The sequence below is a fragment of the Yersinia vastinensis genome (genome assembly GCF_902726565.1).
Lineage (GTDB): Bacteria > Pseudomonadota > Gammaproteobacteria > Enterobacterales > Enterobacteriaceae > Yersinia > Yersinia vastinensis.
Genome location: NZ_CACVAF010000001.1, coordinates 448,061 through 474,757, shown reverse-complemented (window position 1 = coordinate 474,757; position 26,697 = coordinate 448,061). Strand labels below are relative to the sequence as shown.

The window sequence follows — 26,697 nt, the reverse complement described above, 5'->3', positions numbered from 1 at the left end:
GCTTCTCATTAATTCAGAACTCGGATCACTGAGTAATGACATAACCAAAGATACGACGCCACTCCACATCGCCTTTTTCGATATAAACGCCCTGTAATTCAGGAGAGAAGCCCGGTAATAAGTTTATGCCTTCTTCCAACGCCAGAAAGTATCGTTGCACCGCCCCGCCCCATACTTCACCTGGCACCACACACAGCACTCCTGGTGGATAAGGCAATGCTCCTTCGGCAGCAATGCGCCCTTCCGCTTCAGCAATAGGAATTAATTCAATATTGTCGCGGACAAACTGGATATTGGCATCCTGCGGGTTCATAACAATTTTCGGGAAGCTGGCTTTGCGGAACATATCCTTTTGTAATTGCTTAACATCATAGCTGACATATAAGTCATGCATTTCTTGGCATAACTGACGCAGGGTATAGCCACGATAACGCTCTTCATTCTTCCGATATATTGTCGGCAATACATCACACAACAGTGCGTCTTGCTCAAGATAGCGCTCAAATTGCACTAACATATCAACCAGATGAGTCATTTTGGCTGGATTTTCTGCCGGAGTCAGTAGGAACAGGATCGAATTAAGATCGCATTTTTCCGGCACAATACCATTCTCACGCAAGAAGGTCGCCAATATTGCCGCCGGCACGCCAAACTCAGTATATTGGCCACTGCTGGCATCGATGCCCGGCGTCGTCAGCAACAACTTACAAGGATCGACCAAATACTGATCTTGGTTATACCCTTCAAATCCGTGCCAACGCTCATTAGGTACAAAATTAAAGAAACGAGCATCATTAGCAATAATCTCAGTATCGTAGTCTTGCCAATTCTGACCATCCACGAGCGGTGGAATAAATGGCCGTAACATTGAACAGCGCTCTAATAATAACTTCCGAGTCTCGATACCCAATTTTACGCAGTCCATCCACATGCGGCGTCCACTGTCACCGGAATGTATTTTGGCATTAACATCCAGTGCCGCAAATAATGGATAAAATGGACTGGTCGACGCATGCAACATAAACGCATTATTAAAGCGCTTATGGTTACAGTGACGTTTTTGCCCTTTAATGTGATTATCTTTTTTGTGTACCTGTGAGGTCTGTGAAAAACCAGCCTGCTGCTTATGCACTGACTGAGTCACAATAATCCCAGGATCATTTTCATTCAATTCCAATAGTAGTGGCGAGAAATCCTTCATCATAGGAATAAATTGCTCGTAACCTACCCATGCAGAATCAAACAAAATGTAGTCACATAAATGACCAATACTATCAACCACCTGACGGGCGTTATATACCGTACCGTCATAGGTGCCTAATTGGATGATAGCCAGCCGAAATGGTCGAACATCATCTGCACGTTCAGGTGCAACTTCTCGCAACTGTTGACGCAAATAACGCTCATCAAAACAATGAGCATCAATCCCACCAATAAAACCAAACGGATTGCGGGCTGTTTCTAGATAGACAGGGGTTGCGCCAGCTTGAATCAGCGCACCATGATGGTTGGATTTATGGTTATTACGATCGAACAATACCAAATCACCGCGGGTTAATAAGGCGTTGGTGACAACTTTGTTGGCCGATGAAGTTCCATTCAGAACAAAATAGGTTTTATCCGCATTGAAGACCTTTGCTGCATATTTTTGTGCCTCTTTCGCTGCCCCTTCATGAATCAGCAAATCACCCAATTTGACATCGGCGTTGCACATATCTGAACGGAAAATAGTCTCGCCATAGAATTCAAAAAATTGACGACCGGCCGGATGTTTACGGAAAAACTCACCGCCTTGGTGCCCCGGGCATGCAAAAGTCGAATTTTGCATCTCAACATATTTTTTCAATGTTGAGAAAAAAGGCGGTAATAGATTCTTTTGATATTCACTAGCAGCGGCTTCTACCTGTGCATTGTAAAAAGCTTTATTGGCTTCGCCGAGAGTGATGACACCTTTAATCAGGGGCAAAAAATCCGCAGATACTGTCTGTTCTGCGGTGACAGCAACAAAAGTAGGAATAGCAAAGCCTAAATCATTCAGTTTTGCCAATAGACCGGCATTCGCATCTTCAACCGACATAACCACGGCGGCAACGTCAGTAAAATCGGTCTGATTGAGGTATACCATCCCTCGCTGACTTTCTACATAAGAAGCCAAACGAGCACTCGTTGCAATTTTTAACTGTGTCATATCACTTACTCTCAAACGGTCAGGTATGAGGCTGCCACTTTGGCATATAGATGACATCACACAATATTGGAAAACTTATGTGATGCCGGCAAATTGATATCTTTAACGCGCACTTTCTCGGGGCAAAAGAAAAGCCAGAATTAATGAGTGAATTGGTTTCAGCATCAACCAATAGACATCAGTAAAATCAGAGAATTGGCTCTATTTTTAATAATGCCTAACAGTGAGCAACAGATAGCCTTACCGCATGGAGGGGATAAGAGACTTAGCAGAAATAACACTGAGGAAATGACACCAGAAGCGCTTGATATGCATTGAATAGTGTAAAACTGTCATAACCGCCTCCTGCTTAAATTCTCGAAATAATATGGACTAGAGGAATGAATAGTAACGCTAAATTTGCGCAATAATTACATGTTTCCGAAGGTGATTCAACCCTTAGAATTCAATAAAAATGCATATTTAGTGAATATCTAAGCTATTGTTATCTAACGTGCTAAAAAATAAAAAATCGATAAATCAAGTAGATGAAACTTTGAATTTTGCGACAAAAATAACCACGCCAACCGATTTTTAGCTATTTTTGCGTGAAAAGAGAGCAACCGATCGCCAATATATGAGAAACTCATTGACGATTTAACGCCAATACGGTTTAATGCGCCCCGTTGCCCGGATAGCTCAGTCGGTAGAGCAGGGGATTGAAAATCCCCGTGTCCTTGGTTCGATTCCGAGTCCGGGCACCATCTTTAGAGAAACCAGCTTAACAGCTGGTTTTTTGCTTTCTGGCGTTTCGACTCTTCATCGAACACGTTCGATTATTCGCCCTGCAAGCAGCGCTCACCCCTACGGGGCCGTCGCAAGCGACGTTCAACACCGCTGCGCGGGTTGTCCGAGTCCGGGCACCATCTTTAGAGAAACCAGCTTAACGGCTGGTTTTTTGCTTTCTGGCGTTTAGACTCTTCATCAAATACCAAAGTCTCAACCACACATAGCACAAAGATGAACGGCTTAAGATGGTGGCCTCAGAACAATGGAACAAGCGACACAAATAGATTGCCTGATTTTCCTTTGAATAACTAACCGAAAAGATGTTCATGATAGACCCCGCAAGCGTAATATTCTGTTTTATCCAAGGCTGTTACGTTGCTTGTATGAAACGCCCCTAAAGAGAAATAACAGCCCATCTTTTTAGTCGAGAAATAATCATCAACCCATTATTGAAATCAAGTCTATCTCATAAGTCTAATTAACCAAATAATGTCAGTGTGTTAGTGCATATTAACCACTATTATTTATCATAATAATTAAGTTTTTATTTACGAACAGTAACGTTGTCAGTTTATTATTTTTTTAATCAACATCAATATGTTAAATGGATTTATTGGTTTTAATCATTTTATGCATTTGACAAAAATACACTTTAGACACAGAATTTATTTTGTTGGATTTTATAAATAAAGATAATCTTAGTCATAAATTTAACGTTATGACGGGATTTATTATTTATTACTTTCATACCTGCTTAACGATATTAATAAGGATAAAATATGACTAAAGACAATTCATTGCATAATGAAGTATTAGCCTCCATATCAAATATAGAGGATAAATTTAACATAGAACTTAAAAGTCTTTTCGACCATGATAAATATACACTTCAGGAGTCAATCAAAGAGTATCGTCGTAGAGTTATCGAAGGAGTAAATAATTTCAAAGGCTTCACAGATGAAGGGGATGATAGAATTCTTTCTGAAGCAAGTGTAGAACTTGAACCTAATATTTTTATTTCACGCAAAAATGCATTAATTGCCAGTGATTACACCGGTACTAAAGTAACCGATTGGGTAAAAACAACTAACAAAAATCTTAGAGCATTGGCTGAATCTACAAGTACTACACAGTTTGTGGTACAAACGCTAGGAGGAACTATTATCGCCGTTGGTGTTCCCGTCGCAATTAAAGTCGCGGCACAGTTAATTGGCGGGGAGACATTAAAAAATGCACTCATGATCGCAATCAAAGGTGTTGGGTTAAAATCAGCGATTGTGGCCGTTGTGCTCGCTCTAGCGGCCATTTTATACTGGCTTATTTGGGGTATTGAACAGAAGATTTTAGGCGTCATTATCAATGACAGTGATACTAATTATTATACCCCTAATTGGCGTACCAGTATCGATGGCTATAAGAAAGGTAACCTATACATGGAGCATGGCACAACTGTCAACTATATGTCAGTGACTCTGAACCAAGACCTTGATTCTCCTGAAATACAACTTAAATCTCGATTTGTTGATGTTAATGACTCAGAAACAATGGTTGCCATTGGATTATTTTTTGCAGATAGAAAAGCAGGATTTCGCGGAGCTGAGGGAGTATACGTATTTATTCCTTATCCTGGTTATGGTTCAGATAGTGGTTTTTCATATCAATTCGCAGTTCCTTATAGTAAGGACAATCGAGCCAATATTGATATTTATAATGGCGGCGAAATCACAGATAAAGAAAAAATCCAATCAATATTTCGCAACCTATATAACAGTGCCAAGGTTGATATATCAAAAAAAGTGGGAAATATGACAATGAAATCTCATCTTAATAGTTCTACCGGTGGTGATGTTTGTGGCATAGCGTCAGTTAGCACCCCCATTAACTATGCCTCAAAACAGAAATAACCAACAGAGATAAACTTAACACTTTAAAAAATTAATTTTCTATATGTATATTTATAAATTAGATATAACTCAACCCTGATCGTTATTTAACTCTGGAAAACATTGTGCAACCTGGGTTGAGTTCTTTTCGCTAGCCGACTATTTCTATCGATATTCAGTTATGTCCTTCAATCTTTCCGACAGCTTCACGCCATTTCATCATTGCGTGACTCAAGAGACGGCAGGTAAGGAGCCATTGTGATTTTTCTGCCTGATAATAAGACTATGCAGGATCTCTCGTTGATCAACAGAAATATCATCAGGGTAGACATGGTCAACATTCTCATTTATTCGAGTCAATAAGGCGACCAGCCAGTCATAAATGTATCCGGCATTGCCATGCTGAGTTTGTTCACCCAGACTCCTTAAACGGGTCGTCGCACTCGCCTGTGGTGATGAAGCAAAGATGGTCGATGATTTATTCACTCGACTCATCGGCCGTTCTTCTCCTGCGGCTTGATGGTTGTAACCCAGCCAACTGACAAAATCGTTTAGCACATTGGCCGCATGAGTGATAGCCGTTGCTGCGCTGTTATCATGCCGCGCCAGCACCCTTTCTAAGGTTTGCTGAAGACCACGTTGATGACTGATTCTGATCAGCATGTCACACAGTGTTTGCAGTTGCTTCCGGTCCAAATCTAGCGAGGGCATCAACAACAGCCGATAGCTGAGCTGGCGTAAATGATTTACCCACAACTCATAAACTGCGGAGGCAAAGCTGCGTTGATCACAAACACTTTGGGAAAGCGGCTCACGCTCATCAAATAAGTCGATATTGAGTACCAACTCTGCCGGTTTGCTGAATGATATCTGCTGATATTGCAGCCAACATTGATAAAGAGTTTCTCGAGGGAGCATAAACTTACCAATAATCTCCCCCTGTCTGGCAGCCTTAGATTGCAAAGTGCGAATGAGTGCTTCACCTTGCTGTTTAGCACTAACAGCATTGGCGCTCATGTCGAGGTGAATACTGTGAAATTGATTAATCACCCGTTCAGTCAGTTCCGTCTGCAATGACACTAACCGAGAGTGCCGAGAAGTGCTGCTTAAGGCAGCTGCTAGCCACTCCTGCAAGCTCGCCATATTGCGCTGATCCAAGGCCTGCAATGTCCCCCAACGAATACCTGATTGAGTCATAAAGCGCTGAACAGAATCATCCCTATGGTGAGGTTGAGTAAAACGTATATCAAACGGAGTAATCGCCCAGGCAAGCCGTGGCATAGTGTTTTGGCTCTGGGACTGTGTCTGTGTTGCCCACTGCATAAGACTCTTGGCGGCTGATATCATCGGCGAGCGTTCTGCCACCGGGTCACATATCAAGAGCATGTCGGGTTGTAATCTGTCCTGATAATAACTTAACTGATGGGCCGGAATATCCACCAACTCGACCTCTGTGAGGGATGACGAGTGGCTGAGAACAAAGGTCACCTCAGCACAAACACTTGCCAATGCCTGTTGGGTTAGGCTCTGGCAGGTCAGTTTTCTTCCACGATAAAGTGGGCAAACGATAATATCGGCATTTTGTAATGGCGCTTCTGAATGCCCATAAAACAAGAACCCCTCAGTTATGAGGCTAGAGGGGGCCAGCAGTTCAGTGACGCCCCCCAGGTATTGCAAGGTCTGAGCTTGCTGTTGCCATTGCGCTGTGAGTGCAGAGTCTTTCCCCCACAATAGTGCCAATAACTCAGCGCGATCACTAAGGCTCAACCAAGGAGCCAATTCTGCCATCTGGTGCAGGAGATGGTCATCAAGCTGATAGGAGCCACGGAGATAACGATGATAACAACAAGTGACTGATGAGAACTGTTCAGGCGTCATACCCGCGTTCGGTTCAATCTGACGACGTGCCTGCAGCTCCGAGAGTGTTGCGGCAATGACACTGTTCGGTACCCGATGGTGTGGATTATCCGTCTGATGTTGATGTATCAATCGCTGCGCCAAGTCACTTTCAGTCAAAAGTGTGAGCAACAGTGGATAAGCCTCATCCACCACGGATGGTGGCGTGTTTGTGAAGCGAACTGCTATGGATGCCGCGGTATTGCTGGGGTTGATCAGCGTCAGATAGTTGATCATCGTAGCCCCTAACTGGACATAAACCTCATCCCTGCCCTTCGCCGCGAGCATTTTCAGTAAATGATGTTTTCCCTCTACGGATTCGCCATACAACCCAAGTGTCATCGGCAAGGTATTCAGTGCATCAATTTGCTGCTGACGATAATGCAGATGCGTTAAACGTGCCAACAGTCCGTCGGCTTCAAGGTGCAGTAACGGAGAGTGTTCCCGGGTGCTCTGCACCCAATTCATCAATTGATTTAGCATGGTATTAGACTGATTCATTTCGGGTAGACACTCCCGCTGTCGATCCAGTAGTGATCAACACCGTTATAACTGTGAGTCAGGGTATTCAGTTTTAGTTTCAACCCATCGAGCGCCACTGGAGTGCCATCTTGCATTTTGGCTTGCGCCAGTGAAAATCCTTCATTTTTCGCATCGTATTGCAGGCGGACGAATAACACACCATCACCGGCAATACGTTTGGCCAGTTCTGAGGAGTTAATTTTCAGCAAATACAGCGGCGTTGCGGGCCAACGTGCATCAGCGAGTTGGCGAAAGCCCAGACACGTCTCTCCCCTCATCGGAAAATAGCTCGTTTCATCTAAGCGCGAGTCCGGATTGTCTAGATCAATGTCGGAATACCAGACATTCTCCTGATGTAAAACATGACGGCCATCAAGTGTGCCGAGGTGGCTAATGGTGGAATAAGCCTGGATATCTGCTGCTTTAAAATTGAACCCCGGCAGACGCAAATCCATCGCTAAACTACAGATCATGGCACCGAGTGCTGCCGTTGATTTAGGGTTATCAACACGCCCTTGGCGGCCAAAAGGAAACTGCTGGTGAATAGGATAGCTATCTAACCAAACAATACGATTGACCGGGACCGCTTGCAGGTCACTTAATAATGCCTGAATTCCCGGTAAGCATGACGGACGCCCTGTCACCAACAAAACATCACAGCAGTAATGGCTAATAACTTCGCACAGCGACTGCAAGGGCGCAGTGAGGCTAAATCGCCCCGCCAACAAAGCCTCTTTCAGGGTTGCCAACTCCACCAATAGCGGGGTTTCCAACACATCAAAATGTGGCGCGCCAGCGGGCAATAGAGGCTGAATGGCCTGATGAATGTAATTCATCACATTGTCTGTCGGTCGCTGACTTAATAGCTCGCCAAATTGCCCGTCGAATTGGGCAAAATGATCATGGGGATCGCTGTTCTCCCAGTGTGTCAAAAGAGCGTTAGCCAGCGGAATAAATAACTGTAACGTTGTTTGCTGACGCAGTGTAGCGCGCGCACCATCAAGCGGCGATGTGCCAAACAATTTGGCCATAATCCCTTCGGGATCATTCACACCCGCCAGATGCAAAGCCTGTTGCAATGCAGGCAAAACACTCTGCTGAATTACATCCAACAGAATGTCATCACCCGCCACTTTAAATCCTTCTCTGAACAGCAATTGTGGCGTGATTTTCACATTGCTGCCAATGCCATCATCCAACTGATATTGAGCAATTGCCATGTCAGTCGTGCCCCCACCAATATCAATAGAGGCGACGCGCAGAGTGCTGCCAGCAGAAGTATCCTTGTCCTGTAGGCGTTCGGGACGAATCAAATTCTGGAAAAATACACGGGAATGCCCCGCATAATTGTTCATCGCTTCATTATATAACCACACCAGTTGACCGCAGATGGCCTCATCCCATTCCATATGCACATCGGGAAGTGGCAATACATTGATTTCTGAAGATAAAGAAGGTAGGTCATCATATTTTGATACCCACCCTAGAGCCTCCCAGACTAACTTTATCGCCTCTTGCATCCGATGCCGAAAAATGGCGCGCTCTTGTTTCGGCATGGCCGAAGGCAGGGTCAGGATGAGATTGCGCAACTGACGAGGAGCCGATGCCAGTCCCATACTTTGCCGATGGCTGATGCTGTTGATTTGCACCAAGGCTTGCGTCAGCAATTCACACAGCAACATTGTCATCAAAGAGCTACGACTATAATTTGATGAGAAGACGGGCAGCCGCTCTTCCGGGGACAGATCCGATAACGGCTGCCCATCGTCATTGATCAAATTCATTAGCGGCAGCGCAATAGCGCGAGGATCACTCTGTTTCTTGTGGTTAAATTGGCTGAAGCGCCATGCCTGAGGGGCGGGTGTATCATCCCAGAGATAACGTCGCGGGCTTGAAATCCCGCTGGCCCCATCAGTTCCTTGGCGCTGCATGGCTAACTTTTGTGCTTCATCCCCCACGCGCACCATTGATGGCCAGACAAAAGCATCATCACGCCCTCCCTCCATTGAAAAACAGTGTTTACCAAACTTTGCTTCATGGAATTCAAGCCGGCTGCTGAACAGAGGCTCACTGAGATATTGAGGTTCGCTAAGTGAACGAATATGTAGCGCCGCACTCTGCTGCAAACCGGTATTCTTTTCACCATGATCTTCCAGTAATACCCCACAAGTATGGGTATTCCCGACATCAAGTATCAGGTCAACGGGCACCGCTGGTGCAGTCAGTGCCTGCCCCACTAATTGAATTTCTGGCACTGAGACTTGAGTGCCAAGCATCTCAAGTAGATTAAGGAAATGGGCCTGATACTCAAATGCTTTCATCGCGCTGAGAAGCTCGTGTTTATTGCGCCCCTCTTGCTCAGTGGCATAGTGAATAAACACTTCACGCAACCAACCGTCTACCCATGTTTGATCGAGAAATTCACTGATTTCGTTATCGTGCCATGCGAGAGCAAAACGGGTGCCGTTGCAAACATCACTGGTGGTGGGCATCAGTTGGCTTGCCGTTTCATCGGTATGAACTTTGGTATCAAAAGCGATACAGATCCGGAAGGTATTTCCCGCCGTATCCGGTTCGACCAAACGCCGAATATGCACTCGCGCCCAGTTAGCCGGGCTATTGCTAAATGCATGTCCAGGGCTAAAACGCATAAAAGGCAGCGGCAACCAGAGGTTATTTAACACCTTAAGAGAGTGTTCAAGTGGGAAAGTGCTCTCAGGCTTAACAATCTCAGGTGTGCCACCATTTTCACCGGGTAGGACAAATCGGCTTAACTGCGGGTCATAGTCGAGGCGCAGCAGTGGGCCATTGACACTTTGGCGGACAAAACGTCCGCTGTGGGGATGAACTTCCACCGGCGTCAGGCCAAAGTCCAAAAACTGGATGCTGCTGTTTTTGACCAGAGTGACACTCGATTTATAGTCGATGAGGTTTGCCAGCATGGGATTATTTACTCACTTTAATAAACGTGATGGGGACCAGGGTGTCATCGGCGTAGCGCGCGGTGCATTGCGCCGCACCGGTAAGCCCCTGTGTACAAGTTACCTCTGGGAACGAGTAACGTGTCCCATCACTGCATTTAGCTTGGCCCCGACTTTTGATGACCAAATTGCCGGATTGCATCAACCCTAATTCAATGTCTGATTTACAGGTCACGTTGTCGCCATGAACAGTACGCACGGTGCCGGTCTTGTTGTTTATCTGATAACGCAGACTCGCCGGGCGGCCTGTTACCGGGCTTTTAATATCAATGGTCGCTCGCCACGTCCCTGTCAGAAATTTAGTTGACCCTGCTTTGACGGCATTCGCTGGAAGCACTAATGCATTTTTGGCGGGAACATGATTGGTAAGAGCATTGTTGGCAGGTTCAACTTGGGCCGTTTCTGCCACTTTGACCGGGGCGATGATGGCTGGAGTGGCAACTGTAGCGTACTGCAATGGCAATTTATTAACTGGAATGACGATATCTTGTGTGGGTACGGGAATGACCGCCTCACTCACTGTCTCTGGGGACTCTGGCAATATTGTCTCTTTGGTTAAATAAGAGGATGCCAGAAAAATAGTCACAAGCACGATGATCAATACCGTGATTTTCAGTAGGGTACGCTGCCAAATAGAGCGTATTTTAGACTGTGGGGGGATGGATGGTGGTAATTCATCCACTATCTTGGCCGCGGGTGGCGGTAAAAGTGGCGCTTCCCGCTGGCTTAACGTGACGATAACCGCCTCGGGATCAACGATATCCTCCTCTGCCACAGCCAAAGGTTGCTCTGACGAAGGTTGCTCTAACACGGGTGGAATCTCATCGTCTACTTGAGGACAAACTCGCAGGCAATCAAACACATCTTCACGTGCTGAGGCATTCAGGTTAACAAAACCCCAAAAAGTGATAACGGGTTTATTATCAATTAGATATACATGTTGGCTGGCCGGAAATTGGAGAACCTTTATCATTAAGGAACCAAATAACTGAACAGCTATTTTCTCTGCTTGTAGGCAGCGCTGGCTTATCTCATAAGCCGCCACCAGACAGTTTTCCAGATAAACCAGTGCATCTTCACATTGCTGTTCACTGGCACATGCCCACGGCGTGATAGTTCCTTCCCGGGGGGTATACCAGTCCACTTTATCTTCCGCATCATTGCTCTGCGGTATTGCCAGGCAATCGAGAAGCATGTGCTGATTGCGCAGACGCAATGTTTCGCGAATCTGTAATGCCGCATCAAATATTGTCTGCCCGTTTTCACCCAATGCGATAAAATCATCCAGATAACCGCTGCGCAATATTATTTTTGCCACTTCATCAACCTTGCCTTTTAGACTTATTCACTCATTCATTCTGAGTTGTCTATTTTAACGGCTTTAGCAGCAAAAAAACGGTAAAGAGAACGCCCGAAGAGTGAACGAAAGTGTCAGGTAATAAAGCGATTGATTGACAGAAATAAACTTCCTTAATAAAGGAAGTTTAAATAGGAAGGAATGACTGAAAGAAATCTACACGCTAAAATTATAAACTTTTCCCGCAGAAGCAACATTCGACTGTCCTTCTGGGCTATACAAAGATGAATCCGAACCGGCTTTAACAACCACTTTGCTCAGGTTATTTGTTTTCTGCATATGCATATCGAGCAATATATAAATTTTCTCATTCAGCTCATTGGCCACTTTAACTTTCTGGATAATATGATTCCAGTAAGAGGACAATCTTGTATTCTGATGATAAGGTGCAGCCTGTTGTAGTATTATTTCCTGCTGCTTACGCAGTTCATCGTAATGACTGATTGTCGACAATAATTGGCTTTTGCTATCAGACACAATTTGCAGTGACACCGGGTTTATTTGTGTCCGCCTTAACTGATTCGCCTCCTCGATAAGAATAGCTTCTAGTTCTTCGAGAGATCCCTCCAATTTGAGCAGAATGGAGCGTAAGTTTTCCATTTTCATTTGTTTATTGCAGCTTATGAGAGTTGAAAGATGTCTTGTACCAAAGCCTGAGCAATTTGGTCACTGTCGAGGTCAAGTTCACCCGCGTCCATCGATGCCTGAATTTTAGCTAAACGATCGTAGTCGATATCACGAGAGTCATCGAGTTGTATCTGCTGGGTCAGCTTACTTAATTTAATTTGCGTACCGGAGCTTTCACCACTCTCAATATTCTGTGAGTTTAGCTCTCCTGTTTTTGCGCGCATTTTAAAATCCTGCTGAACATTAACAGGTGTTACTGATAGTGGGGGTTGTGTTCGGTCTATACTCATCATCATCCTCAACAATTCGTTTGTATTGCGACCTCGCGGTATAAATATACTATCGGTGGTTATCAAAAAAACTAAAATTTATTCTTCAAGGTTCATATCGACTTTGCCTTCCGAAGACACGACACCCGTCATTATTTTACCTGAACGCATTGTTATTCTTAAAGATTCCCCTAGTGCTGCATTGTCCAATGCTTTGCCTTTCGCTCGGATACGAAACCCCGGCCCGGTGGCGATAACTTCGACCGCCTGCCCTGACATGATAGCCCAGCGCGCCCGTAACTGATTTTGAAGCACGGGATTTCCCGGCGAGATAGAGCGAGTCGTTGTCTGACCAATAATATGTTCTTTGTTAAAAATCAGACCTGCAGGTAGACGCTCTAGCGAGCCAGTTCGGGATTCAATATCTTCAGATTGAATAACGACACCGGGCTTTATCGCGTGGCGTGCAGACCACCAAGTCCCTTGCGCCTGAACAGAGATCTGAACAAATTTACGCTTGTTCCCGCATTGGGCTATGACGCTTCTCTTTCCTGTCAGGCGCGTATTATTACCCGCAAGAGAAAGTTCAGGATTCGGACAAAGAGAGTCCAACTGCTCTGGAGGTGTAAGAATTTTTATGGTCTGAAGAACCGACGTATCCGCAGGTATTCCATTTTGAGAACTCACTAATGCTGTTATTTTTGCAGTCAATGACTCGTTTTCCGCAGAGGCAGCGAGTACCTTGAAACAGCAAAGAAATACTAATGATAAAATGAAGAAACCGCGCAAGAGAAACATGAAGTTCACTAACCTTAATATTATACAATCTGGGATGAAACTATTTATTATCCGTTTTCGCCAGTGAGCAGTATATGTCAGTCATTAAGTTTATTAACGTTCTAAATGCTGCAATTTATGACGACAATTCCATTCATAGATGATTTTAATTACCACAAAAAAATTCATCCTTTTAAATAAGGTTATTTTTGTCTTATCTTCGCAGTATAAAATTGAATCATTCAACCCTAGAATGCACGGCATTAATATTCATAGGGTAGAGGTCATTTTTTTCATGCTTGATAAGCTCGATAATGCATTCCGCTTCCAGCAAGACGCTCTAAGCTTATTAACCCAACGTCAGGACATATTGGCGTCTAATATCGCTAATGTCGATACACCAGGGTATTTAGCCAGAGATATTGATTTCTCACAGCAATTAAAAAATGCAGTGGATAGAAATGCACCTGAACATGGCCCATTAACTCTGGCATTAACGTCTGGAACACATATTGCTGGCGTGGCTCCGGCCATTGATAACAGCCAATTACTTTATCGAATTCCAGATCAACCTAGTGCCGATGGTAATACGGTGGATATGGATCGTGAACGTGTCAGCTTTGCTGATAACAGCATGAAATACCAATCCAGCCTAACAATTCTCACTTCACAAATTAAAGGCATGATGAGTGTCATCAATCAAGGTTAATTATCGCCATGTCAACATTCAGCATCTTTGAAATATCGGGTTCGGCTCTGGCAGCGCAATCAAAACGGCTTAACGTCAGTGCCAGCAACATGGCCAATGCAGACAGCATTGCCGGGCCTGATGGCCAGCCATACCGCGCCCGACAAGTTATTTTTCAAGTCAATAGCGCACCAGGGCAGGAAATTGGCGGCGTCCAAGTGAGTGATGTCGTGGAAAGCACTGAACCAGACCGCATGCTCTATGAGCCAGCCAATCCGCTCGCTGACGATAAGGGCTATGTGCGTATGCCAAACGTCAATGTTGTGAATGAAATGGTCAATACCATTTCCGCTTCACGTAGTTATCAGGCCAATGCTGAAGTCATTAATACGGCCAAATCTATGATGTTAAAAACATTGACTCTGGGTCAATAAGGAACGGAAAAATGGCTGTTTCACCGGTAATGAATGGAAGCAACGCAAGTGCGGCAAGTAGTGGAAACACTGCCGAGGATTTAACCAATAACTTTATGACGCTCCTCGTTGCGCAGATGCAAAACCAAGATCCAACCAACCCGATGGATAATAACCAGTTAACTTCCCAACTGGCACAGTTCAGTACAGCATCAGGCGTTCAACAGCTTAATTCGACGCTGAGTCAGGTGGGCACCCTTGTCACCAGTATGCAACAGATGAATGCTGCGGATTGGGTCGGTCGAAGTGTATGGGTTGAAGGTAATACGTCCGTTTCCTTTGAAGAAAATGGCAATAAAGAATTTGGCTTCAATATGGATTCTGACGCCGACAAAGTCACTGTCACTCTAACCGACGCGCAAGGCAATGCTTATTCTGCCGAATTAAAAGACATCAAAGCCGGTGTTAATAAATTTACGCTTGATGATCTCAGTGGTTTCCAACCTGCCGAACCACCTGCTGACGGTGGTGGGTATAAAGTCTCGTTCTCCGCATCAAATAGTGATGGCAATACTCCCAATATTGAGTCCCTGAAGAAAGCCAAAGTAGAGAGTGTTTCATTCTCAGCGACGGGTGCTGTATTGCAGTTGGGCTTAAATGGCAGCGCCACATTAGGTGAGGTTTATTCCATTGAGTAATCAGATTTCAATATTTCATTCTAGTATTCAGGAAAATTAATTATGAGTTTTTCACAAGGTCTTAGTGGACTGAGTGCAGCTTCACAAGCACTTGATGTGGTTGGTAACAATATTGCGAACTCCCAAACTGTCGGGTTTAAATCGGGTTCTATCGCCTTTGCCGACGTATTTGCCGGTTCACAAGTCGGTATGGGCGTACAGGTATCGTCGGTTAATCAAAACTTCAGTGATGGTGTTTTAGGTGCGGGCAGCAGCAGCCTTGATATGGGTATTCAAGGGAATGGTTTCTTCCGTTTAACCAATGAAGCCGGGCGCGTATTTTATAGCCGAAATGGACAATTTAAATCCGATGAAAACGGCTATATTGTCAATAACCAAGGTATGTTTTTAACCGGTTTTCAAGCTACCGGCACCCCGCCTGCTATTCAGCCGGGAGCGGCCATCGGTCAAATTCAGATTCCATCAGGACAAATGCCTGCTCGTGCCTCTGATGGCGGCACACTGAGCGGTAATCTGAACTCAGGTACTGAAGCAATAGACCAAACTGCCAATCCATTCGATCCTTCAGACAATAAAAGTTATAGCTCCATTAGTCAGGTAGATGCTTACGACAGCTTGGGGAATAAGCACACCATCAATATTTACTACGTTAAAACCGGTGATAACGAATGGAAAGCCTATTCCAGCAATGTCACCGCTCCAGAGCTAGATGCTAGTGGTGATCCGGTTTATCAGGAGCTAGCACTGAATTTTGACACTTCGGGACAACTGACCACGAATCCAGCAAAGTTGAATGTAAGAGGTGCAGCCTTTAATGGCGGCGAGCCACTGGATTTTGATTTGGATATGGCGGGTATGACCCAACAAGCATCGGATACGGCCATGGATAGCCCCACCACCACCGGTTATGCCCCCGGCCTGATGAATGGCTATGTGGTCGGTGACAATGGACAGATTATTGCCAGCTACAGTAACGGTCAGAAGCAATTATTGGGTCAGGTGGTACTGTCGAACTTCACCAACCCTGGTGGATTGTCTTCTCAAGGCGATAACTGCTGGTCTGAAACACCAGAATCAGGGCAGCCCGTCACCGGTATTGCTGGCACTGGAAACTTAGGCAATTTATATGGCAATCGCCTCGAAGCATCCAACGTTGATCTGAGCAAAGAGATGGTCAACATGATCGTTTATCAGCGCAACTATCAGTCCAACTCACAGACCATTAAAACCCAGTCTGAACTCCTTCAGATTCTGGCTAACCTCGGTTAACGGCTGACTTCTATGGATCGCGCAATCTATACCGCAATGGGTGCGGCTAACGCCGCCCTTAATCGTCAGGGTGTGGTGTCAAACAACCTGGCGAATGCCTCCACGACCGGATTTCGTGCACAACTTTCTGCTTTTCGTGCCGTGCCAGTTGACGGGCCGTCAGTTGCAACTCGCACATTAGTGACGGAATCGACGCCCTATCACGATGACTCGATGGGGACCATCAACCAAACGGGCCGCAATCTGGATGTTGCACTACCGCAAGAAGGTTGGTTGGCAGTCGAACTGCCAGATGGCGCAGAGGGCTACACCCGTGCTGGCAACATCGAAATTGACAGTGAAGGTCTCCTGACAGTCAGAGGACTACCAGTGCTGGGTGATGGTGGTCCAATCAATGCACCGCCACAGGCAGAGTTGACCATCGCCCCCGATGGCACCATTACTGCACGCGGTGCTGGAGAGGAACCTTCCGCGCTGGCTCAGGTTGGGAGACTGAAACTGGTCAATGCCAAGCTTCAGGATCTGTACCACGGCGACGATGGTCTGTTTCATATCGCATCGACGTCACCCAATGCCGGACAGGCTCAGTTGCCTGCGGATCAGGATTTACAGTTAGTTCCCGGCGCACTGGAAAGCAGCAATGTCAGCCCAGTGAAGTCAATGGTGGACATGATTGCCACCGCACGCGGCTTCGATATGAACATGAGAGTCATCAGCGCTGTGGATGATAACGATAAGAAAGCCAACCAGCTACTGGCTATGGGGTAACCCCCGGCAAAGAGGAATTTCAGTATGATCCGTTCTTTATGGATTGCCAAAACAGGTCTTGAAGCGCAGCAAACCAATATGGATGTGATATCCAATAACTTGGCAAACGTCAGTACCAATGGCTTTAAGCGTCAGCGGGCGGTGTTTGAAGATTTGCTTTACCAGACGCTGCGTCAACCTGGCGCCCAATCTTCAGAGCAGACCACGATCCCTACGGGGCTGCAACTGGGTACAGGTGTGCGCCCTGTAGCCACCGAGCGTATTCATAGCCAAGGTAACCTGACTCAAACGAATAACAGCAAAGACTTGGCGATTGAAGGCCACGGCTTCTTTCAGATACAGATGACTGACGGCACAACAGCTTATACCCGCGATGGCTCTTTCCAGTTTGATCAGAATGGTCAATTGGTGACCTCCAGTGGTTATCCCGTTCAGCCCGCTATTACCATCCCGCAGGATGCGGATACCTTAACGGTAGGGAAAGATGGCATTGTCAGCGTCACTGTGCCAGGGCAAACCGCACCACAGCAGATAGGGCAGCTCACACTCAGCACCTTCATTAATGATTCCGGCCTCGAAAGCATTGGTGAGAATCTCTATCGGGAAACGCAATCTTCCGGTGCTCCCAATGAAACGACACCGGGCCTGAATGGAGGTGGATCCCTTCGACAAGGGTATATCGAGACCTCCAACGTCAACGTTGCGGAGGAACTGGTCAACATGATCCAGACTCAGCGCGCCTATGAAATTAATAGCAAAGCCGTATCAACATCAGACCAGATGTTGCAACGCCTGACACAACTTTGATAGCACCCATAAGTCCGGCCTCTGTTGTAAAAATGGGGGCCGATTTATGGCTGTTTTTGACCGCAGTGGATGAAATGAAAAACCAGCCTTGTTCCACCCTATCCGACATGAATGCTTGCCAGATATTCCCAAAGACTTTAATCCCAAAGACTCAACGCATCATACGGTTGTCTTCAGTGTCAGCGGTGCTGGCGTTGTTTCTGACCGGATGCGCCTATATCCCTCATAAGCCTTTAGTCGATGGTGTAACAACGGCCAGCCCGGCGTCACCGGCAATGACCGTCGCAAATGGGTCCATTTTTCAAACCGGACAGGCGATGAGTTATGGCTATCAGCCGATGTTTGAAGATCGCAGACCAAGGAACGTTGGCGACACCTTAACCATTGTGTTGCAAGAGAATGTCAGCGCCAGCAAAAGCTCATCAGCTAATGCCAATCGAGGCGGTTCAACCGGGTTATCCCTTGATACTGTCCCCAGCGCACTCTCTGGATTGTTAGGCGGCGACCGTGCGAATACCTCCATCAGCGGCTCCAATGATTTTTCAGGCAAAGGTGGCGCGGCGGCGAAAAACACGTTCAGCGGTACGATTACCGTTACAGTTCAACAATTGTTAGAGAACGGCAACCTGAGGGTCGTCGGCGAAAAACAGATCGCGATTAATCAGGGTACCGAATTTATTCGTTTCTCCGGCGTCGTCAATCCACGCACGATCAGTAGCAACAACTCAGTGATATCTACCCAAGTTTCCGATGCACGTATTGAATATGTCGGGAACGGATATATCAACGAAGCACAGCAGATGGGCTGGTTACAGCGTCTGTTCCTTAATCTTTCTCCTTTGTAATGAACAGCCAATGAAAACTTCATTTCTCACGTTGTGTCTGAGCCTACTTTGTACTGGCTTGATTTTTTTTACATCGAAAGGCGCTCAGGCCGAACGAATTCGTGATCTCACCACCATTCAGGGGATTCGCAGTAACTCCCTGATGGGGTATGGGTTGATTGTCGGGTTGGATGGCACCGGGGACCAAACGATGCAAACGCCCTTCACCACCCAAAGCCTTAATAACATGCTATCTCAGCTAGGGATAACCGTTCCGGCGGGCACGAACATGCAGCTCAAAAATGTGGCCGCCGTGATGGTGACCGCTGATTTGCCTCCCTTTTCACGACCCGGCGAAAAGATAGATGTGGTGGTTTCTTCTCTGGGCAATGCGAAAAGCCTGCGCGGTGGCACGTTGCTGATGACGCCGCTAAAAGGTGTCGATAATCAGGTTTATGCCTTGGCACAAGGCAACTTGCTGGTATCCGGTGCGGGTGCGCAAAGTGGCGGTAGCCGGGTACAAGTCAATCAGTTAAATGGTGGGCGAATCAGTGGTGGGGCCACGGTTGAACGCGAAGTACCGCTCAACTTTGCAAACCAAAATGTCCTGCGGCTGCAACTCAATGACGAAGATTTCTCGCTGGCTCAACAAGTCAGTGATGAGATAAATCGCCGCTTTGGTGGTGCAACAGCCATGGCGGAAGATTCCCGCACGATTAAGCTTTTCGCCCCTGCCGACAGCGCGGGGAAAGTGCGATTCCTAGCGGATGTACAAAATATTCCCATTCGCGTTGGTGTCATGGACGCCAAAGTGATTGTTAACTCCCGAACCGGCTCCGTCGTCATGAACCGCTATGTTGCCTTGGATGCTTGTGCTATTGCGCAAGGCGATTTAACCGTTGAAGTCACGCAAACCAACGAAGTGAGCCAACCAGACACCCCGCTGGCAGGTGGACAAACGGTAGTGACGCCGAATACACAAATATCGATTCGCGATCAGAATGGCTCTTTGCAACAGGTGAAGACTAGCGCTGATCTCAATAGCGTGGTGCGGGCACTGAACAGTTTAGGGGCAACACCGAATGATCTGATGTCGATAATGCAATCAATGAAAAGTGCCGGTTGCCTACGCGCTAAGTTGGAGACCAACTGATGAGTAACGCACTCTTTTCTACTGGCGCAGCCTTTGATGTTCGCAGCCTCGATGCATTGAAACGTGAAGTTAAAAGTAACTCTCAAGAAGGGGTGAAAGAAGCGGCAAAGCAGATGGAGGGCATGTTTATTCAAATGATGCTCAAGAGTATGCGTGACGCTTCATTTAAAGACGGTCTGCTGCACAGTCAGGAAGCGGATATGTTTACCTCAATGTACGATCAGCAAATATCTCAGGATATTGCTGAGCAAAGCAAAATGGGATTTGCCGACTTGATGGTCAGACAAATGGGTGGGCAGCCCTCAATGACACAAAATACTGTGGGGGTGGCCCCCGCCCCGTATAGCTTGAATATGGACGCCGTAAAGCGGCGAGAAACAACGACTCAACAAGTATCCCAGACAAATGAAGCCAGTCTATTGTCGCGCTTTAGCGGGGGTGTAGAAAAAAGCGCTGATTTTATTTCCCGCATGCTGCAACCCGCTATCACTGCTGCGCAAAAAAGCGGTATTCCACATCAACTGATTATTGCTCAAGCGGCACTTGAATCGGGTTGGGGAAATAAAGAAATCACGACAACAAATGGTAAACCAAGCCATAACTTATTTGGCATAAAGGCGACGTCAGATTGGAAAGGCGATACAACGGAAATAATGACAACTGAATATATCAATGGCACGGCACAAAAAGTGAAAGCCGCATTTAAAGTCTATCCATCATATTCAGATGCACTGTCAGATTATACTGCGTTGCTAACAAACAATCCGCGTTACCAGAATGTTGCGAAAGCTAATTCACCAGAGCGTGCAGCACATGCATTACAGTCCGGCGGTTATGCTACCGATCCGAGCTACGCCAAAAAATTAATTAACATCATTCAGCAGGTCAAAGGGAACATCCATCAGGGCGTGAATGCCTATAAAACGGATCTTTCTTCATTATTTTAGCCAATCACTGTTTAGTTAATTTTTTGACAACCGATAGTTTATATATGGTGCGAATTTTCCTACAGAATTTTCTTGAAGAGGTTCGTCAGTAAATTTTACGAATAATACAATGTCGGTGATTTATGAATCTGATTAATTTGGCTCAGAGTGGACTGAGTTCGGCACAATCTGCACTCAACGTCGTTGGTAACAATTTAAATAACGCCGTGACGCCAGGATACAGCCGGCAAAATATTATGTTAGGCCAAGCCGGGGGGAAAACCACGAACGTTGGTTTCTTTGGCTACGGTGTTCAAGTTAATGGCGTACAGCGCGCTTACGATGGCTTTATTAATAATCAAGTGCGTGGCTCAATGACTGAGTTTATGGGGTTAAGCAGCCGTGCCCAACAACTTAGTCAGATAGATAATATGCTGGGTGACGATACCGATAATATTTCAGTCACCATGGGTAATATCTTCGAATCACTTAAAAAAGTGAGTAGTGATCCTGTCAGTGCAGCCGCTCGCCAAGGCGCATTAGGCCAGTTCAAGGCTATTTCCAATCAATTTAATAGCAACAGCAACACACTCAATGGATTGGAAAAAAGTACCAATACACAAATTACCCAGAGTGTTGCAGATATCAACGCCAGCGCCAAGCAACTGGCAAAACTGAATCAAGAGATTGAAAAAATTCATGGTCAAACGGGTGACCTGCCTGCTGATTTACTTGATCAGCGCGACTCACTGCTCAGTGCGCTTAGTGAGCAAGTGGGGATCCGGGTCAATGAAAACACCACGACGGGTCGAGTCGATGTCACATTAGCGAATGGTATGCCATTGGTTAATGGGGACCGCGCCTACCAACTGGAAGCCTCCGTTTCTTCTGAAGACCCTTCTAAGACGGTTGTGTCCTACATCGATGCCGCAGGCAATAAAATGCCGTTGGATGAATCGAAAATGACCGGTGGGAAACTAGGTGGGTTATTTAAATTCCGTAACGAAGATTTAGTCGATGCCCGTAATCAGTTAAACCAACTCGCTTTGCAAATGGCGAATAAGTTTAATGAGGTTAACGCTAACGGTTATGACCGAGAAGGCAATGCCGGGGGAGATCTATTCAACATCGCGAATCCTGTAGCCTTAGCTAACCGCAATAATACCAGTGATGCCACTCTGGATATTAGCTATTCAGATATTAGTAACGTCAAAGCTGAAGATTATACCCTCACCTATAAAGGCCCTGGTCAAAATGACTGGGAAGTACAAACTCGCGATGGCAGAACGATTACGCCCACCATTGGTAGCGCTGGTGAACTTGAATTTGATGGTATTTCTATTCAACCACAGGGCACGCCACAACCGAATGACAGCTTTGTCTTCAACCCAACAGCGGGGGTTGCATCAGGGCTCAGCGTTGCAATTACTGACGGCGATAAAATAGCAGCTTCAAGTTCATCTGATCCGTCCGATGAAAGTAATAATGAAAATCTTGAAGCCATGTTAGGCATTCAAAATATGACGTTAGTCGGTAATGCAACCTTGACGGAAGCTTATGCCAGCCTAGTCAGTTCTGTCGGTTCATCCATGACAGCGCTAAAAGCCGAAGCGACCACCACAACAAAGGTACTTGAGGCTGCGCTATATCAACAACAGAGTATTTCTGGGGTTGATATGAATGAGGAGTACATGAACTTACAAATGTATACCCAATATTATCAAGCTAATGCACAAGTGCTTCAGACAGCAACCACCCTCTTTGATGCACTACTCAGTATTAGATAACGTCCCATTCTATGGTGCCACCAGCAGTTTGATAAAAGATTAAGGAAATAGCGATGCGTCTCAGTACCCAGTATATGTATCAGAATAATATCAATAGCATGTCGAAGGCCATGACCGCTGGAAATGATATTTATACCCGGATGTCAGCCCAGAGAACCTTGCTAACACCTTCTGATGATCCTGGTGGTGCTTCACAAGCGATCATTTATCAAAATGCGCTGGCAAATATGCAGCAATTTGATACTGCGCGCTTGTACGCCCAAGATGCACTGCAACAGGAAGACAACACGCTCACCTCCATTGGTAACATCTTAACCAAAGAGTTAAGTGCGAAAATTGTTGCTGGCGGCAACGGTGCCTTTTCAGACGCAGATAGAGAAGCATTGGCGACTGAATTACAAGGTATCCGCGATAACTTGTTGAATTTAGGCAACACCACTAATGGCAGTGGCCGCTATATTTTCGGTGGTTTTAAAACGGGAGCAGAGCCTTTCCAAAAAGATGGCACCTACGTGGGCGGAGATACGCCAATAACCCATTTAGTTGCAGACAGCACCGAAATTCAAGTGAGCCATCTGGGTAGCGATATCTTTTTAAGTGGGAGCAGCGACGATATTTTCGCTGCATTGGATAACGCTATTGCAGCGCTAAATGAACCTATTGTCGATGATGCTGACCGTGAAGCACTGCAAAAAACACTCGATAGCACCAATATTGCCATCAAGAAAGGCATTGATAACCTCGGAAAAATACAGGCTGAGGTTGGAACCAGCTTACAGCAGATAGAATCGCTGGGGCTACGCTCGGATGTGCAAAAAATCAATATTCAGACGCTGTTACAACAAACTGTCGGCTCAGATATAGATACATTTATTACATTAACATCTCAATCGAAAATGTCGGAATTTGCACTCAGCGCTTCAATGATGGTTTTCCAGAGTATGCAGACAATGTCGATATTTAATATGTAGTATCAACATTGCAATATTTCGCATTAGCAGGATTATCAACCTGAATATTTAATAATCATTCTCATTATATTTCTGAGGTACATCTACAACAGTTCACTGTTGGTGATTAAGGATCGTCATGTTTAAAAAATTAAAAATATCCACAGCTTTATCTATCGTGATTGCTATTTTTGCACTGTTCCTCATGCTGATAACAGCGTTCAGTGTGTTACATGCCATTGCGAATAAGGATAACTTTAATCGTGCTATCGTCGTCTCTAAAAATATAGAGGTCATGAGTGATGCCATCTTTAACCTTAATAGTGGGCTGGCGCATGTTAATGGGCTGATGTCACGCACAAGTCTTAATCGCCCTGTTAAGCAAGAATCTATTGATCGCGCCAAAGATATTCTCTCCCAAGCTAATATTGATATGAAAACCTTTATGTCAATGCCGTTTAGCTCACCAGAGGAAAAACAAGTCGCGATAGATTTGAGTAAACAGTTTGATCGGGTACTGAATTTATCTCTAGCAAAAGTTAACTACATCCTTGACCCGGCAAGTTCCCCCGATAACATTGACAATGAAATGCAAGAACGTGCGTCCTTAAGAGAGCAAATACAGCGTCACAGTCAAATTATCAACCAGCTTAATAACGAATATATTCAACAAGCCGAAAACGATTATTACTCGATGGTTACGATGGCCGCTATCGTGTTGGGCTGTTCAATCGTGATGATGTTCTTGGTTCGTATCTGGCTAAAACGTGTTTTGATATCACGAATGGCGCAAACATCTCAATCGATCAAAAAGATTGCTGCGGGCGATTTGAGTGAAGAAATACAAACTGGGGATGAAAATGAACTGGGCCTGATGTTGATTGAGCTGGAAAAAATGCGCACGTCACTAACCGAAGTTATCTCTGGTATCCGTGATGGTGTGAGCCATATTTATGGCAATGCTCAAGAAATATCACTGGGTAATAATGACCTTTCTGCACGTACCGAAGAACAGGCTTCAGCCTTACAGCAAACCGCAGCTAGCATGGAAGAGCTAAAAACCACTGTTCGTCAGAACGCGGATAACGCCCACACCGCACGCCAATTAGCAGAAAGTGCCAGCCTTAATGCTCGTAATGGTGGCGATGTGATGAGTAATCTCGAAGAAATTATGCAACAGATTACGCAAAGCTCACGCCAGATTGCTGATATCAACGGTGTCATCGACAGTATCGCTAATCAGACCAATATCTTAGCCCTGAATGCCGCAGTAGAAGCGGCCCGAGCAGGCGAACAAGGACGTGGCTTTGCCGTTGTTGCCGGTGAAGTCCGCAATCTGGCCAAGCGCAGTGCTGATGCCGCCAAAGAGATTAGCCAGCTAATAACCACTTGTGTTGCAAATATGAATACTGGTTCTCAGCAGGTTAATGTAGCGGGAACAGTTATGAAGGATATTGTTAATTCTGTGACCCAAGTGACAGACATTATGGGGGAAATCACCTCAGCTTCAGATGAACAAAGCGCGGGCATCAATCAAATTGCGCAAGCCGTTAACGAAATGGATCAAGTTACTCAACAAAATGCTGTCATGGTAGAAGAGGCAGCAACCGCAGCCAGCAGCCTGGAAACACAAACAGAAGCGCTGGATAACATCATTTCTGAGTTCGTTCTCAATCCATCTCTGCATAAAAATAGCGAACTAAGCAATACTCTAAAGCCGGTTCGCCCTAACCAAGAGATGCATAAAAAAGACTCAGAAGTGAATAAAAATGCAGTTGAGGCGCAGTGGGAAACCTTCTAAAAAGGGGTCAAAAAAGCATTAACGGCACTAACAAGTACCTTGGGTTATAATTTTTTTCCGTGATTGGTTTGTTCTAAGGATAAAATTGAAGTTCCGGATTGCGCATTATTGTATCGCCTTATCAGGCTATTTGATCTCGCATTAATCCTTAATAATGTCGTAAATTTTTTGTCGGCTGGATAATGTAATTGTGAATGGTATTTATACCCATAACGGCGTAGTAGAGAAAGATGAGCTATGGCCGAAATATGGCTTTATAGTTCGGCACGAGGCTCTGCGTTTACATGCCAGATTACCCGCCAGCGTGGAATTGGACGATCTTATTCAGGCCGGTGCAATAGGGCTACTGACCGCAATTGAACATTTTGAACCGAAGAAAGGTATTGCACTAAATATGTATATTACCCAGAAAGTACGCTGGGCAATGATAGATGAACTACGGGAGCGAGACTGGGTTCCGCGCAGAATTCGCAGTAATGCACGCGAAGTGGCATTAGTCATTCAACGCATTGAGCAAGAAAGTGGCACAGTCGCAACAGAAGCTGATGTTGCAGCAGGGATGGGCATTACATTACGTGAATATCAGCAAATTTTGGCCGAGACCAACACCAGCCAACTTTATTCTCTTGATGAGCTACAAGAAGAGTTGGCAGACAGTGTTGAACAGCCAGATACTGAACATGAAATGCTAAATCCTCTGCATGAATTGATGAAAGAAAACTTAACCAAGCATATCAGTCAGGAAATAAAAGCACTGCCGGAAAGGGATCAACTATTATTGAATCTTTATTATCAGCAAGATCTCAACATGAAAGAGGTTGGCATCTTGCTGAAGATTACGGAAACAAGAGTCAGTCAGTTACATAGTCAAGCCATTAAACGTCTGCGTGCCAGATTAGATTCTCGGCATAAATAAAATTATAGTAGACAATGAAAATTTTATGTAAATAAATATATTTATTAACTTTAGTGTTACTAGTAATTCTTAATTAAAAAATAGCACAGATTATTAATAGTTAATGAGATTAAAAGTTGAGCTTACAGAATAAAGCAGTTAGTATATAGAAAATGTTCCACACACTTCCAATTACTTTGAAATATTAGGTAAGATAAGTCGTCTCCGCTTGCTACTGTATTGTGTCAAATGAGACTGAGGTTGGTGAAGGAGTATTTTATTTATGCTGAGTAAGTATGATTAATCAGCTATTTTTCATAACGTTACAACCAATACGTTGGTAAAAATATCCCTATGGAAAAAGTGCTAATTTTCACCACTTCAATATCATTGCTTTAATTATAATGATCACATGTCAACAAATTAATTAACATTAATTTATTCTCTCAT

The 26,697-nt window shown here is 45.2% G+C and carries 21 protein-coding genes and 1 tRNA gene; 15 read left to right on the top strand and 7 right to left on the bottom strand.

The window, feature by feature from the left end:
• Positions 1-25: 25 nt before the first annotated feature.
• Positions 26-2,188 carry an ornithine decarboxylase SpeF gene (gene speF / locus HUZ92_RS02105; protein ID WP_050140233.1) on the bottom strand — a complete coding sequence of 721 codons (2,163 nt, stop codon included), beginning with the start codon at positions 2,186-2,188 and terminating at the stop codon, positions 26-28.
• Positions 2,189-2,855: 667 nt separating this feature from the next.
• Here speF and HUZ92_RS02100 point away from each other — a divergent pair.
• A tRNA-Phe gene (locus HUZ92_RS02100) sits at positions 2,856-2,931 on the top strand.
• An 804-nt stretch (positions 2,932-3,735) separates the two neighbouring features.
• Positions 3,736-4,860 (top strand): hypothetical protein, encoded by a 1,125-nt coding sequence (locus tag HUZ92_RS02095; protein ID WP_145579855.1) that lies wholly within the window; start codon positions 3,736-3,738, stop codon positions 4,858-4,860.
• Between the two features lie 210 nt (positions 4,861-5,070).
• Here the strand turns inward: HUZ92_RS02095 and HUZ92_RS02090 are convergent, their stop codons facing one another.
• The 6 genes from HUZ92_RS02090 to flgA all read right to left on the bottom strand — a co-directional run bounded on the left by HUZ92_RS02090 (position 5,071) and on the right by flgA (position 13,202).
• The gene (locus tag HUZ92_RS02090) at positions 5,071-7,236 is read right to left on the bottom strand and encodes a virulence factor SrfC family protein (protein ID WP_145579854.1); all 2,166 of its coding nucleotides are present in this window, start codon (positions 7,234-7,236) and stop codon (positions 5,071-5,073) included.
• Entirely contained in the window at positions 7,233-10,199 is a 2,967-nt protein-coding gene (locus HUZ92_RS02085) for a virulence factor SrfB (RefSeq protein WP_050295988.1), read from the bottom strand. Before HUZ92_RS02085 ends, HUZ92_RS02090 begins: the two co-directional genes overlap by 4 nt.
• A gap of 4 nt (positions 10,200-10,203) precedes the next feature.
• Positions 10,204-11,556: an SrfA family protein gene (locus HUZ92_RS02080; RefSeq protein ID WP_050140112.1), complete on the bottom strand. Its 1,353-nt coding sequence runs from the start codon at positions 11,554-11,556 to the stop codon at positions 10,204-10,206.
• Positions 11,557-11,751: 195 nt separating this feature from the next.
• Positions 11,752-12,201 carry a flagella synthesis protein FlgN gene (locus HUZ92_RS02075; RefSeq protein WP_050097948.1) on the bottom strand — a complete coding sequence of 150 codons (450 nt, stop codon included), beginning with the start codon at positions 12,199-12,201 and terminating at the stop codon, positions 11,752-11,754.
• A gap of 14 nt (positions 12,202-12,215) precedes the next feature.
• Positions 12,216-12,446, bottom strand: coding sequence for a flagellar biosynthesis anti-sigma factor FlgM (locus HUZ92_RS02070; protein WP_087770135.1), 231 nt, complete (start codon positions 12,444-12,446; stop codon positions 12,216-12,218).
• A gap of 144 nt (positions 12,447-12,590) precedes the next feature.
• Positions 12,591-13,202, bottom strand: a complete 612-nt coding sequence (gene flgA / locus HUZ92_RS02065; protein WP_230678369.1) for a flagellar basal body P-ring formation chaperone FlgA — start codon at positions 13,200-13,202, stop codon at positions 12,591-12,593.
• 361 nt (positions 13,203-13,563) lie between these two features.
• On the opposite strand from flgA, the gene flgB reads away from it, so the two are divergent.
• The 13 genes from flgB (at position 13,564) to HUZ92_RS02000 (ending at position 26,268) form a co-directional block, all read left to right on the top strand.
• Positions 13,564-13,977: a flagellar basal body rod protein FlgB gene (gene flgB, locus HUZ92_RS02060; protein ID WP_050097946.1), complete on the top strand. Its 414-nt coding sequence runs from the start codon at positions 13,564-13,566 to the stop codon at positions 13,975-13,977.
• A gap of 8 nt (positions 13,978-13,985) precedes the next feature.
• A complete protein-coding gene (gene flgC, locus HUZ92_RS02055; RefSeq protein WP_050097945.1) occupies positions 13,986-14,390 on the top strand; it encodes a flagellar basal body rod protein FlgC in 405 nt (134 codons plus the stop codon).
• A gap of 11 nt (positions 14,391-14,401) precedes the next feature.
• Positions 14,402-15,067, top strand: coding sequence for a flagellar hook assembly protein FlgD (locus tag HUZ92_RS02050; protein WP_050097944.1), 666 nt, complete (start codon positions 14,402-14,404; stop codon positions 15,065-15,067).
• 42 nt (positions 15,068-15,109) lie between these two features.
• A complete protein-coding gene (gene flgE / locus HUZ92_RS02045) occupies positions 15,110-16,336 on the top strand; it encodes a flagellar hook protein FlgE (protein ID WP_050097943.1) in 1,227 nt (408 codons plus the stop codon).
• Between the two features lie 12 nt (positions 16,337-16,348).
• On the top strand, positions 16,349-17,104 hold the full coding sequence (locus HUZ92_RS02040) for a flagellar basal body rod protein FlgF (protein WP_050097942.1): 756 nt from the start codon (positions 16,349-16,351) through the stop codon (positions 17,102-17,104).
• A gap of 24 nt (positions 17,105-17,128) precedes the next feature.
• On the top strand, positions 17,129-17,911 hold the full coding sequence (flgG, locus tag HUZ92_RS02035) for a flagellar basal-body rod protein FlgG (RefSeq protein WP_050097941.1): 783 nt from the start codon (positions 17,129-17,131) through the stop codon (positions 17,909-17,911).
• Positions 17,912-17,985: 74 nt separating this feature from the next.
• On the top strand, positions 17,986-18,756 hold the full coding sequence (locus HUZ92_RS02030; RefSeq protein ID WP_235896999.1) for a flagellar basal body L-ring protein FlgH: 771 nt from the start codon (positions 17,986-17,988) through the stop codon (positions 18,754-18,756).
• 10 nt (positions 18,757-18,766) lie between these two features.
• Positions 18,767-19,888 (top strand): flagellar basal body P-ring protein FlgI, encoded by a 1,122-nt coding sequence (locus HUZ92_RS02025; RefSeq protein WP_050097940.1) that lies wholly within the window; start codon positions 18,767-18,769, stop codon positions 19,886-19,888.
• A complete protein-coding gene (flgJ, locus tag HUZ92_RS02020) occupies positions 19,888-20,835 on the top strand; it encodes a flagellar assembly peptidoglycan hydrolase FlgJ (protein ID WP_072087736.1) in 948 nt (315 codons plus the stop codon). Before HUZ92_RS02025 ends, flgJ begins: the two co-directional genes overlap by 1 nt.
• Positions 20,836-20,957: 122 nt before the next feature.
• On the top strand, positions 20,958-22,601 hold the full coding sequence (flgK, locus tag HUZ92_RS02015; RefSeq protein ID WP_145579853.1) for a flagellar hook-associated protein FlgK: 1,644 nt from the start codon (positions 20,958-20,960) through the stop codon (positions 22,599-22,601).
• Positions 22,602-22,654: 53 nt separating this feature from the next.
• Entirely contained in the window at positions 22,655-23,572 is a 918-nt protein-coding gene (flgL, locus tag HUZ92_RS02010; protein ID WP_050097937.1) for a flagellar hook-associated protein FlgL, read from the top strand.
• A gap of 118 nt (positions 23,573-23,690) precedes the next feature.
• Positions 23,691-25,352, top strand: coding sequence for a methyl-accepting chemotaxis protein (locus tag HUZ92_RS02005; protein ID WP_145579852.1), 1,662 nt, complete (start codon positions 23,691-23,693; stop codon positions 25,350-25,352).
• A 190-nt stretch (positions 25,353-25,542) separates the two neighbouring features.
• Positions 25,543-26,268: an RNA polymerase sigma factor FliA gene (locus HUZ92_RS02000; protein WP_050295983.1), complete on the top strand. Its 726-nt coding sequence runs from the start codon at positions 25,543-25,545 to the stop codon at positions 26,266-26,268.
• The last annotated feature ends 429 nt before the right edge of the window (positions 26,269-26,697 follow it).